Annotated in this window: 11 protein-coding genes and 1 pseudogene; 10 read left to right on the top strand and 2 right to left on the bottom strand. The window is 63.9% G+C overall.

The window, feature by feature from the left end; genetic code table 11:
* The 10 genes from OS124_RS24140 to OS124_RS0108985 all read left to right on the top strand — a co-directional run.
* A partial coding sequence (locus OS124_RS24140) for a VirB4 family type IV secretion system protein (protein ID WP_010139198.1) occupies window positions 1-1909 on the top strand: 1909 nt, incomplete at its 5' end.
* The gene (locus tag OS124_RS0109020) at window positions 1906-2127 is read left to right on the top strand and encodes a hypothetical protein (protein WP_010139197.1); all 222 of its coding nucleotides are present in this window, start codon (window positions 1906-1908) and stop codon (window positions 2125-2127) included. The genes OS124_RS24140 and OS124_RS0109020, both read left to right, overlap by 4 nt.
* 4 nt (window positions 2128-2131) lie before the next feature.
* On the top strand, window positions 2132-3298 hold the full coding sequence (locus tag OS124_RS0109015) for a lytic transglycosylase domain-containing protein (RefSeq protein ID WP_010139196.1): 1167 nt from the start codon (window positions 2132-2134) through the stop codon (window positions 3296-3298).
* Window positions 3295-4092: a type IV secretion system protein gene (locus OS124_RS0109010; RefSeq protein WP_010139195.1), complete on the top strand. Its 798-nt coding sequence runs from the start codon at window positions 3295-3297 to the stop codon at window positions 4090-4092. The genes OS124_RS0109015 and OS124_RS0109010 overlap by 4 nt, the downstream gene beginning before the upstream one ends.
* 14 nt (window positions 4093-4106) lie before the next feature.
* Entirely contained in the window at window positions 4107-4754 is a 648-nt protein-coding gene (locus OS124_RS0109005) for a virB8 family protein (RefSeq protein ID WP_010139194.1), read from the top strand.
* Window positions 4751-5452 (top strand): TrbG/VirB9 family P-type conjugative transfer protein, encoded by a 702-nt coding sequence (locus tag OS124_RS0109000; RefSeq protein WP_168161453.1) that lies wholly within the window; start codon window positions 4751-4753, stop codon window positions 5450-5452. The genes OS124_RS0109005 and OS124_RS0109000 overlap by 4 nt, the downstream gene beginning before the upstream one ends.
* Window positions 5449-6774 (top strand): TrbI/VirB10 family protein, encoded by a 1326-nt coding sequence (locus OS124_RS0108995; RefSeq protein WP_029375303.1) that lies wholly within the window; start codon window positions 5449-5451, stop codon window positions 6772-6774. The genes OS124_RS0109000 and OS124_RS0108995 overlap by 4 nt, the downstream gene beginning before the upstream one ends.
* A gap of 1 nt (window position 6775) precedes the next feature.
* A complete protein-coding gene (locus OS124_RS0108990; protein ID WP_010139190.1) occupies window positions 6776-7810 on the top strand; it encodes an ATPase, T2SS/T4P/T4SS family in 1035 nt (344 codons plus the stop codon).
* 15 nt (window positions 7811-7825) lie between these two features.
* Entirely contained in the window at window positions 7826-8245 is a 420-nt protein-coding gene (locus tag OS124_RS26515; protein ID WP_083834576.1) for a hypothetical protein, read from the top strand.
* On the top strand, window positions 8245-9270 hold the full coding sequence (locus OS124_RS0108985; RefSeq protein WP_010139189.1) for a type IV secretion system protein: 1026 nt from the start codon (window positions 8245-8247) through the stop codon (window positions 9268-9270). Before OS124_RS26515 ends, OS124_RS0108985 begins: the two co-directional genes overlap by 1 nt.
* A 35-nt stretch (window positions 9271-9305) precedes the next feature.
* On the opposite strand, the gene OS124_RS0108980 is transcribed toward OS124_RS0108985, so the two are convergent.
* Together OS124_RS0108980 and OS124_RS24135 are read right to left on the bottom strand one after the other, a co-directional pair.
* A complete protein-coding gene (locus tag OS124_RS0108980; protein ID WP_010139188.1) occupies window positions 9306-9791 on the bottom strand; it encodes a DUF411 domain-containing protein in 486 nt (161 codons plus the stop codon).
* 31 nt (window positions 9792-9822) lie between these two features.
* Window positions 9823-11972, bottom strand: a pseudogene (locus OS124_RS24135) (copper-transporting P-type ATPase); the annotation flags it as partial.

The following is an 11972-nucleotide window of genomic DNA, read 5'->3' as shown; positions in this document are numbered from 1 at the left end:
TGCGGCCGACACCACCCGCCGCTTGCGCAAGCTCGACGAGGTTGTGGGGTTTCTGCTGTCCTCCTTCGATGAGCTGAAGCCCCGCCTGCTGGCCGCAAGCACCGGAGAGCTTCTGGGCTTCCTCGGTTCACTCAACACGGGCGAGGAGCACCCGCTCTTCCCCCGGTCGCGCCTCGGTGTGATCGCCGAGGACGTAGCCAATACGCGCGTCACCTTCCGCGGCACGACCATCGCACTCTCGGACGGGGCCGTCGGCGACAAGCTCGGGGCGATCTTTGCGGTGAAGAACTACCCGGCCAAGACCGATAGCCTGATGCTCGACGAGTTGAATCTGCCCGTCGACATGGTGGTCACGCACTCTTTTGTGCCGATCAACGCAAACATCATGGCGGGCCGGATCAAGCGGCAGCTGCGGCTAATGCAGGCCGCCAATGACGGAGCCGTCAGTCTCGCCCAGGAACTGGAACTCGCGCAGGACGATCTGGAATCCAAACGCCTGATCTTCGGCGAGCACCACATGACCGTGGCCGTCTATGCCCGCACCCAGACGGCGCTTGACGACATCGCGGCCGAAATCCGCAACATCTCCGCCACTTCCGGGATCAACCTGATCTCGGAGGCCTTCGGGGCGCGGGCGCATTTCATGGCGCAGCATCCCGGGAACACAGGGGCGCGAAGCCGCAAGGCCGCAATCACCAACCACAACTTCGGCGATCTCGCTACCTTCCACCGCACCCCGCTCGGAAAGACAGGGCGGGAAGTCCCCTGGGGCGTGCCGATCACGCTCTTTCCGACACCCGAGCGCAGTGGTTTTCGCTTCAACTTCCACGAACAGGGCGCGCCGGATCGCGAGCCCACGGGAGGCCACACGCTGATCCTCGGCCGTCCCGGCTCCGGCAAATCCGTCCTGGCGGCTTTCCTGATGACCATGGCACGGCGAGCAGATGCGCGGGTCTTCGTATTCGACTATCGCGCGGGCATGGAGATGGCCGTCCGCGCGCTCGGCGGCAGCTATTCGACCGTGCGGGCGGGGCGCCCCACGGGCCTCAATCCGCTCCAGACCGAGATCGACATGCGGGGCCAAGCATGGCTTGCTGATTGGCTCGCGAGCCTCTTGGAGCGGCGCGATCGACCGCTAACCCCGGTTCAGACCAACCGACTGCAGGAAGTCGTGCGCCAGAACGCGAGCGCAGGACATGCGGGCCTACGGAACTGGTCGGATTTCGCCTCGCTGCTGGTCTCGACCGATGACGAGGGCGATCTCTTCGAGCGTATGCAGGAATGGACGGCCGAGGGTCGCTACGGCTGGATCTTCGGGGCCAATGCCGAGGACAGTTTCAGCATCGATGGAGACGTCGCGGGCTTTGACCTCACCGGTATCCTCGATTCCGAGAGCGAGCGGGAACGCATGGCGGTCCTCTCCTACCTCTTCCGCCGGGTCGAGCGCGTGATCGAGGACCGCAAGCCCACGATCATCGTCATCGACGAAGCATGGAAGGCGCTGGACAACGCGTATTTCGCGGAGCGGCTCTCGAACTGGCTGGTGACCGCCCGCAAACAGAACGCGGTCGTCGTGATGATGACCCAATATGCCAGCCAGCTCGAGCGCACGCGCACCGGCAAGACCATCGTCGAAGCCGTGCCAACGCAGGTGCTCCTGCCCAACATCCGCGCCTCGGCTGCCGATTACGCCATGCTGGGCCTTAGCGAGAAAGAACTCGACGTGCTTCTGGGCGTCGGCTCGACCTCGCGGCTCGCACTTGTACGCGATGACCGAGGTTCGGTCGTGATCGATGCCGATCTCAGCGCCCTCGGCCCCCTCGTGACCATCCTTGGCGGCATGGAGAAGGGCGAGGCCCTTGTCGGCCCCAATTACCGTGATCGCCCTGATTTCTGGAGAGTGACATGACCCGTACCATCATCCGCAGCGCCGTGCTGCTTGGCCTTGGCCTGACCCTGACGGCTTGCGCGCAGCATAACCCTGCGCAGGCCAATTGCTTCAACTTCCGAGACGCGCCTGTACAGGCAGGAACTGCCACCGCCACGACGACGATCTCGACCATGGGCGCGGAGGTCACGCGGCGCGATACGGCCTGCGATTTCGTCCTCTTGGGGGCGGGCGGCTGAACCAATGCGGACCTGGCTTCCTCTCTCGATGATCGGTTTTGCGCTGGCAGTTCCCACGGCGGGGCCAGCGGTCGCCCAGGGCGTGCCGACCTTCGACCTGCGCCTCTTCGCAGAGCGGCAGGCCATCCTTGAGCAGACCGATCGGGACCTGGCATTGCAGCAGGACCGGCTAAGCCGCGAGGAGGAACTGGCCGAAATCGAGCGCCAGCAACTCGCCTCCCTCGAAGGGCTGATGGATGCCATGTCGCTTGGCGCTGGAGACGTGGCCGGAACCGTGGCGGGGCTCGAGGCGGGGCAGGGAGCGGTAGACGACGTCGAAAGCGCGGCCGCCAGTCTTTATGCGCCCGAGGACACCAATCCAGCGGCAGCGCGGATGTTCGGCGATGCCCGGGAGGGGATCGAGGAGCTGATCATCCGCGCAGCACGCGACACCCATAGTCTGCCCGGGGTCGGCCGCGCAGGTCTTTCGCTCGTGCAATGGCGCTGTCTCTTGCAGGCGCTGATCTGGCAGGAAAGCCGTTTCCAGATCGGGGCACGCTCACCCGTGGGGGCCTTCGGACTTACCCAGATCATGCCCGGTACCGCGGGGGATCTCGGGATCTACCCGGCCTATTACGACGATCCCTATCTGCAGGTCACCGGCGGTGCGCGATACCTCGCACAAATGCTGAACATGTTCGATGGCAACATTATCCATGCGCTCGCCGCCTATAACGCCGGGCCGGGCAATGTGCAGGATTATGGCGGTGTGCCACCCTTCGCGGAAACCCAGCATTATGTCGTGGTGATCCCGCAGCAGTACAACAGCTACCTCGCGGCAGTAGGCGGCATTGATGCGCTCGGCACCATCGACCCTGTGCTCCTCGCCAACGCGAGTTTCAGCCTCTCGGCCCACGGCGCAGGGGTCTATGGCGACTATTCGCTGGTCTCGGTCCGTGCCGCCGCCCTGCGGGTTCAGGACATCATCACCCGCATTGGTGAGACCGAGGATCTCCACGAGGCCATCGCGCTCAACACCTATGCCCGGGCCGAACTGGCCCGGCTGGTCGCAATCCGGACCCGGATCAAGGCCGCCCGAACCGAGCCACTCAGCGCCGAGCAGATCGCCTTGGTGGCAGCGCAAGCTGCCGAGCGGCAATACATGGATTTCAGTCAGGAGGATTTGCGTTGAACCTGCGCCTGCCCCGTTCCCTTTTCGCCGGTAGCATCGCTCTCGCGCTTGCCCTCAATGTCACCGGACCTGTCGCGGCACAGGGTGTGCCCACGGTGGACACTCAGAACATTGCTCAGGAAATCCGCCAGCTTCAACAGATGCTGCAGGATTTCGGGATCCAGACCGATCTTCTGGACAATGCGTTGGAACAACTGGACATGCTGCAAAGCCAACTCGATCAGCTGAACGAGATGTATGCCTCGCTCACCGGGCCGCGCAGCATCCTCGGACTTGCCATGGGCGGGGACATCGACACCTTGCTTGAGGCCAACTTCGAAGACATCCCTGGCCTGATCCGAGGCATCCAGGCGGGCGATTGGAGCGCGCTCATCGGGCCCAATGCCGGGCCCATGCGCACGCAGATGGAACAGGCGCTGGCAAGCGCCGGCTTCGACGAGGATTCACTCCGCGAGATCGCCACCAGCGGCAATCCGGGCGCCGAAGGCGTGGCCACGCGGGCAACCACAGGTGCTGTGATGTCGGCGGCGGCGCAGAACAGCCACGCAGAGGCGGAACAGTCTCTCGAGCGGGTGGAACGTCTGGTCGAGATGATCCCGGACATGGAAGATCTCAAAGCCTCGATGGATCATAACACACGCGTCACGGCGGAACTCGCCATCGCCATGACCCGGATGTGGGAGCTGGAAGCGATCCAAACCCTAGGCGCTGGCAATGCAGGCGTGGTTGACGCCGCCACCGTTGCTGAAGAACGCCGCTACATGGACTTCACCTTGCCGGATCTTGAGCCGTGAGTGGGGTAGGAGTGATGACTGCGCGCGAGCTCGTGGAAGAGGAACTTGTCTACGGTGCCCTGCGCCGGGAACAGCTTTGGCGGATGATCGGCATTTCCGGGGCAGGCTTTGGCGTATTCGGCTGTTTGACGGCTGCGGCTGTCGCGCTGATGGTCGAGACGCCGCCACCCGTGGTTGTCCCCTACGATCCCACGACCGGGATGGCGCTCCCCAATGCCACGGTTGAAACCGTGTCGCTCGCCGAACGCCCTGCCGTGATCGAAGCGCAAATCTACCGCTACATTCTCGACCGCGAAACCTACAACCAGCTCGACAACGATCTTCGTGTCCACCGTGTCCTGGCACAGTCTTCCGGGTCGGCCGAGGCCAGCATGCGCGCGATGTGGACATCGGGTCAGGAGAACTATCCGCCGACGCGATACGGGGCTGCGGCCGAGATGGCCGTTGAGATCGCATCGATCACCCTTATTGGCGAGAACCGCGCCCAGGTGCGGCTCAGAAAGCGCCTGACAAGCCCGCAAGGGGTACAGGATGGATCGTTCACTGCCACATTGATGTTCGAATTCCGGCCCGAGCGGACCCGCGCGATCGACGACGTCTGGCAAAACCCTTTCGGTTTCACCGTTACCCAATATGCCATCCGATCGGACCGTTCCGAATGACTCGCACTCCAATCTCTGCACTGCTGGCCGGCAGTATTCTCGCGTTCGTGGGAACGACTGCTTTGGCCGAAACCACGCCCCGCCCAGGTTCTCATGACAATCGCGTGCGCGTGGCGACCTGGACTGAAGGCCAGGTTTACCGTGTCGTCACGACTCTGACCCGCGTCACCACAGTCGAATTCGGTGAGGGTGAAACCATCCGCTCGATCATCGCCGGCGATACGGTCGGGTTTCAATTCGACGGTGTCCCGGGTGGCCGTGCCTTCGCCATCAAGCCGACAGCATCTGGCGTCGCCACCAACATCACCGTCTACACCAACCGCCGCTCCTACTACTTCCATGTCGTCGAAGCCCGAGAGACGCCGCATTATGTCGTGCAGTTCCGCTATCCTGAAAACCGCGTGCAACCCACCAGGGCGGTTGCGGCCGATGCGCCGAATGCGAACTATGCGGTCAGCGCCCGAGAAGAGTTCACGCCGACGGCCATCTGGGATGATGGTACCTTCACGTATTTCCGGTTTTCACGGAACGCGCCGGTGCCCGCCATCTTCCGATATTCGAACGGCAGGGAACGCGCGGTCAACAGCCAGGCCTTGAGTGACGGCGTCATCCGCGTGTCCGGCGTCAATCTACAATGGGTCCTTCGCCTTGGCGAAGAGGTGGTTTGCGTCCAGGACGCAGGACAGGCCACATCATGACCGAAGGTACGGAAGACCTCGCCGCGCGCCTCGCGGCTCTCGAAGGCTCGACAGGCAAAGCGAAGGCAAGCAAGCGGCCTGCGCCGCTTGCCGCGATCCTTGGGGTCGTCGGCATCGCGGCAGCAGGCGGTCTGGCATGGGCTGCCCTGCAGCCGTCAGCAGAAGCACCAATGGCGACCGCCGCGCCGGAGGAGTTCCAGAGCAGCGGCCCCGGATTCGGAGATCTGGCGCCGATTTCTGCCCCGCAGCCCAGCCAAGCCCCGCCTGCGGACACAGGTCCGAGCGAGTCGGAACTCGCGCTGATGGAAAGTCTTGTGACATTGAGAGCGGAACTCGAGGACCTGCGCGCAAGACCGGCCGAGGCCGCGGATAGCGGGGCGGAGCAGGCTATTGCGGAACTGACGGCGCAAATTGCCACCTTACAGGAAGCATCCGCCGAGGCTCAGCGTGCCCTCGAGCGGCAGCTGACCGAGCGGGACCGCGAATTGGATCAGCTCCGCATGGACTTGGAACTAGCACGGCTTGCACCACCAGAGCCGACCTCATTGGGACCAAGTGAAGAAGAATTGCGGCTGGCCGAACTCGAAAGGCGGCGCGCTGCTGAAGCTGAGGCCCGCGCAGAGCGTATCGCGTCTCCTATGATCGCGTTCTCCGGGATGGGCGCGGGTGCGGATAGGGAGAACACGCTGGAAGCCGCACGTTTGAATGCAGATGAAGCCTTTGTTCGTTCGGGCGCACAACCTGCGCAGGTGACACGTGCCGAAGTGATCGCGAACCCATCGAACACGGTTGTTCAGGGCACCATGATTCAGGCTGTGACAGAGACGGCTCTCGACAGCACACTGCCCGGCGCGATCCGCGCCATCGTCTCGGAAGACGTCCATTCTTTCGATGGAACGCGTATCCTGATCCCGCGCGGCGCGCGGCTGATCGGGCGCTACCGCTCCGATGTCGCACTTGCCCAATCGCGCGTCATGGTGGCATGGGACCGGATCATCTTGCCCGATAATCAGACCGTGCAGATCAGCGCCTTCGGTGGAGACGAGCTTGGCCGTACTGGCACCACCGGGTTTGTCGACACCCGTTTCGCGCAACGCTTCGGCTCCGCCGCGCTGATCTCCTTGATCGGCGCCCTGCCTGCGGCTGCAGCGGGTCAAATCGACAGCGAGGCGGCGGCCGATGTTGCGAGCGATGTCGGCACGGATCTGCGCGATAGCACGCAAAGCGTTATGCAGGACTATCTGGCGATCCGGCCAGTGATACACGTCGATCAGGGTACACGGATCACGGTCATGGTCGATCGTGACCTCGAGATTTTCTGACATGGCCGCAAGTTATCTGGAAGCGTCGCTCGACCGTTTTGGCCCCGAGGTCCTGCGCGACGACACGATCGAGATCTGCATCAATCCCGACGGACAAGTCTGGGGCGAATTCCAGGGCGATCACTTCATGCGAGGTCTCGGCAGCCCGCTGAGCCAGACCGAGATCAAGGACCTCGGCAACCAAATCGCCTCGGCCGCCTCGACCACGCTCAGCACCAAGAAGCCCATCGTCTCTGTCTCGATCCTGTATCGAGATCGCCCGATCCGTGCGCAGGTGATCCAGCCGCCGGCAGTCGAGGGCGGTTTCTCGATTTCTCTTAGGTTCTTTTCCTCCCTGCCGCTTGAGAAGATCAAACTCGGATTCCTTTTCGGCAAGGAACGCAGCCTTGAGGATCTGCGCCGGGAACGGAACGCCGCGCTGCGCAATGTGGTTGCCTCCGGCGACATCGACGCCGCGCTGCGCTTCTGCGTCGAGAACAAGCTCAATATGATCGTCTCGGGCGGCACATCGACCGGCAAGACGGTCGCGGCGCGCAAGATCCTTTCGCTGATCCCGCCCGAAGAGCGGATCATCACCATCGAGGAGGCGGCCGAGCTGCGCCCCGAGCAGCCCAATGCCGTGACGTTGATCGCGGACCGGGACACGGATGCCCGCAGTGCCGATGTGCTCTTGGCCTCAACGCTTCGCATGCGACCCGACCGGATTGTCCTGGGCGAAGTCCGCGGGCGCGAGGCGATGACATTTCTCGAGGCAATCAACACCGGCCACGGTGGATCGCTGACTACGCTCCATGCCGAGACCCCACAACTTGCTGTTCGCCGCCTCGCCATCGCCGCCCTGAAAACCGATGTGCCGATGACCTATGCCGACATGATCGATTACATTGAGGGCTCGATCGACGTGATCATTCAAGCAGGCCGCCATGAAGGCGCGCGCGGAATCACCGAGTTCTTCCTGCCGGGTCAAACCACAGATTTGAACCTCGACATGGTCGACGGCAGAGGCAACAAGAGCCCCTCCGTTGCCGCTGAGTAAAAAAGGACCCCCCAGTTGCGAAAACCAATCCTCGCAGTCATGCTTGCCGCCCTTGCGGGCCCACTTGTGGCGCAGACTTCGCCTCCGATCTCAAACGATCTCACGGTCGATATGTCGCCGCAACAATACCGGATCTGCAACGATCGTCCGGCGCGCCCCACCTGGATGGACGAAATCAATCCGCGTGAAGCTTACAAGGCTCGGACCTTGATGCGTCTCTACGAGTTGCGGTCATGGGAGGCAATCAAGTCATCAGGCGATTGTGGCTGTAACATCCGCTTCCCTCCATGGGATGCTGCCTCGGCGGAATATGAAGAACGTTTTGCGACAAGTACTCAGGCGGAACATACTCAAGCTCGGTTAGCCCTCAGGGACCAACAAAACCAGATCGCCCGTGAAGTGCAGGATATCTGTGAAGCGCAAGGGGCCTGGTAGTGGGTGTCGTCAGCTGGATGGTCGGAACCGCAGACGCGTTCCTGGCCGATGCGGCTGAGTCCCAGTTCGGGGCTGTGGCGAGCAATACCGGCACGATCGTCCTGCTGATGGCCACTCTTTCGCTGATCGGCGTCTGCATTAATATGGCCTTCCAATTCCGCAGCATGGATGGGGCCAGCTTCTTCTGGTACCTGGTCAAGCTGATGCTGATCGGGTTGTTCGCCTTCAACTGGGCCAACTTCAACGCGGTCGCCAATGCTGTTATCGGCGGGCTCGACTACATCGCCGGAGCCCTGATTTCCTCGGTCGGCGGCGGAGGGGCGGGGGCCACATACTTCGCGGCCGAGTTCGATGATCTCATTACAGAGTTCAGCCAATATCTTAACGCTATCGGCAGCAACCTGAACTGGATGACAGGTGCGATCTTGGGCGGCATAGGGCTCATTCTGTTGAGCCTTCTTGGCTTCATGACCGGCATCGTCCTCATATTCGCCAAGATGATGCTGACCCTCATGCTCGGCCTCGCTCCGATCATGATCGCACTGTCGCTCTTCGACGCGACCAAGGATTTCTTCCACAGATGGGTCTCGACGACCGTCAGCTATGCCTTCTACCCCATCGTAATCGCAGCAATGTTCTCTACCGTCGTCGGCATGGCGAATTTGCTGCTAGCCCAACTCGGTGACCCAAACTCGGCAACCAACATCGGCGCGCTCGTACCGTTCTTCGTCATGGTGTTCCTAGCCAAGGGCTTCGTCGCTGCAACGCCCCTGATTGTGCGGGGGATCTCGGGGAACCTGATGGTAGCCGCAGCGCCCGCTGTGGTCGCTGGATCGACCGGGATCATGCGGGGGATCTTCAATACCGACGGCGTGAAGGGCAGGGCGCGGATCGGGACGCTGACGACGGGTGAGGCGATTGGGCGCGGGGCGGTGAAAACACCCGCCGTCGTGCGGAGCGCTGCGACGACGGCGAGCGCGCAGGTGGTCAGGATGGCCGAGAGGGCGAAAAGGCTGGGGCGGTGAAGCACAGCGCGACTGAGCAACGGCTGATGATCCAGCTAGAGACCTGCTGCCTCGTAGCGCGTGTACACCTCGGTGCTGCCGTCATGAAGGATGAGGAACACGTCGTAAGCCTCGCGTTCGCTCTCCGGCCCCATGCCGGGGGAACCGTAGGGCATGCCCGGAACGGCCAGACCCACGGCGCTGGGACGCTCGGCCAGCAGCCGCCGGATATCAGCGGCCGGCACATGGCCCTCGATCATGTAGCCCTCGACTTGGCCGGTGTGACAGGAGACCATCTCTTGCGGGATGCCATTGTCGGACTTGTAGCGCATCAGCATCGTGCCCATGCTCGCCTCGGTCGTGACGGTGAAGCCATCACCCTCCAGGATCTCGATCCAGGCCGAGCAGCAGCTGCAATTCGGGTCCTTCAGGACGTGTATCGACGGTCCTCCGGATTGCGCCAGCGACAGTTGGGGGAGCCCTGCAAGAAGGGCCGCGCTGCCGATCAGCAGGCCGCGTCGGGTGAGGGTGTCTTGTGTCATGTCGTTCTCCATGGGTTGAAGTCAGGTGCGCTCAGAGGTCGATCCGCCTGAGCCGCAGCGCATTGGTGATGACCGAGACCGACGAGAGGCTCATCGCCGCCGCCGCGATCATCGGCGAGAGCAGGAGGCCGGTCAGGGGATAGAGCACCCCCGCGGCGACGGGCACGCCTGCGGCGTTGTAGACGAAGGCGAAGAACAGGTTCTGCTTGATGTTCCTGAGAGTGGCGACGGCCAGCTTGCGCGCGCGCACGAGGCCCACGAGATCGCCGCGCATGAGCGTGATCCCGGCACTTTCCACGGCCACGTCGGCCCCGGTGCTCATGGCGATGCCGACTTCCGCGGCCGCGAGCGCAGGAGCGTCGTTCACGCCATCACCGGCCATGGCGACCGACTTGCCCTTGGCGCGCAGTTCCTCGACCAGCTTCTGCTTGTCCTCCGGCAGGACGCCGGCGCGGACCTCGTCGATGCCGAGCTTTGAGGCCACCGCCTCGGCCGTTCGCCGGTTGTCGCCGGTGGCCATGATGACGGTGAGACCCAGCGCGTGCAGATCGCGGATCGCCGCTTCGGTCGTCTCCTTGATCGGGTCCGCCACGGCGACGATCCCGGCGAGCGTGCCATCCACGGCGACGAACATCGCTGTCTTGCCGTCCGCGCGCAGCGTGTCGGCCTCTGCCTCGGCCTCGTCCGTCGACAGCCCGAGATCGGTCATCATCGCCGCATTGCCGAGCGCGACCCTGCGTCCCCCGACAGTGCCGTGGACCCCTTTGCCGGTGACCGCCTCGAAGTCCTCCGCAGTCTCGAGCGACAGGCTGCGGTCCTTCGCCCCGGCCACGATCGCTTCGGCGAGCGGATGCTCCGACCCGCGCTCGAGTGCAGCGGCAAGGCCCAGCACCTCCGCCTCGTTGCCATGAAGTGCGACCACATCGGTCAGTCGCGGCTTGCCCTCGGTCAACGTGCCGGTCTTGTCGACGATCACCGTATCGACCCGCGCCATGCGTTCCAGCGCCTCGGCATCCTTGATCAAGACGCCCGCCTGCGCGCCCCGGCCGGCGGCTGTGGTGATGGAGATCGGCGTGGCGAGCCCCAGCGCGCACGGGCAGGCGATGATCAGGACCGAAACGGCCGAGGCGATCGCGAAGGCCAGCGCCGGTTCGGGCCCGGCCCAGAGCCAGACGCCGAAGGCGATGATGGCTATCACAACGACGGTCGGCACGAAAACCGAGGAGACCTTGTCCGCGAGTCCCTGGATCGGCGCCCGCGACCGCCGCGCCCCGGCGACCATCTCTACGATCTGCGACAGCACCGTGTCAGCGCCCACCTGCGTCGCGCGCACCGCCAGCGTGCCGTTCTTGTTGATCGTGCCGCCGGTGACGCGGTCGCCCTCGACTTTCTCCACCGGGACCGGTTCGCCCGTGATCATGCTCTCGTCGACCGACGACCGGCCCTCGACCACCTCGCCGTCCACCGGCACGCTGTCTCCGGGCCGGACCCTCAGAAGGTCGCCCTCGACGATGTTCTCGAGCGGTGCGTCGTATTCCGACCCGTCTGCCAAAATGCGCCGCGCGGTCTTGGGCGCGAGGTCCAGAAGCGCGCGGATCGCGTCGCCCGTCCGCTCCCGCGCGCGCAGCTCCAGCACCTGACCGACGAAGATAAGCGCCACGATGACAACGGCCGCCTCGTAGTACGTACCGACGCCGTGGCCCATCCGGTATTCGGCCGGGAACACGCCCGGCGCGAAGGTCGCGACCAGCGAGTAGAGATAGGCCGCGCCGACGCCGAGCGAGATCAGCGTCCACATGTTCGGCGAGACATTGCGGATCGAGTCGATCCCGCGCCGGAAGAACGGCAGCGCGGCCCAGAGGATCACCGGGGTCGCCAGCACGAACTCAGCATAGACCGAGAGGCGGTGCCCCATCCACCCACGCACGTCTAGCCCGACGAGTTCGCCCATGGTGATGATGATGAGCGGCACCGCCGCCGCCGCCGAGATCCACATGCGTCGCGTGAAATCGACGAGCTCGTGACTCGGTTCGTCCGAAGGCACCATGGGTTCCAGCGCCATGCCGCAGATCGGGCAGCTCCCCGGCTCGTCACGCACGATCTCGGGGTGCATCGGGCAGGTGTATTGCGTGCCGGGCTGGGCCTTCGTGTCCGGCCTTCTTCGCGTTGCCGGAGGCGTAG

It is taken from the genome of Oceanicola sp. S124, from assembly GCF_000220565.1.
Classification (GTDB): domain Bacteria; phylum Pseudomonadota; class Alphaproteobacteria; order Rhodobacterales; family Rhodobacteraceae; genus Pseudooceanicola.
The sequence above is the reverse complement of the archived record's forward strand: the minus strand, read 5'-3'. Positions and strand labels throughout refer to the sequence as shown.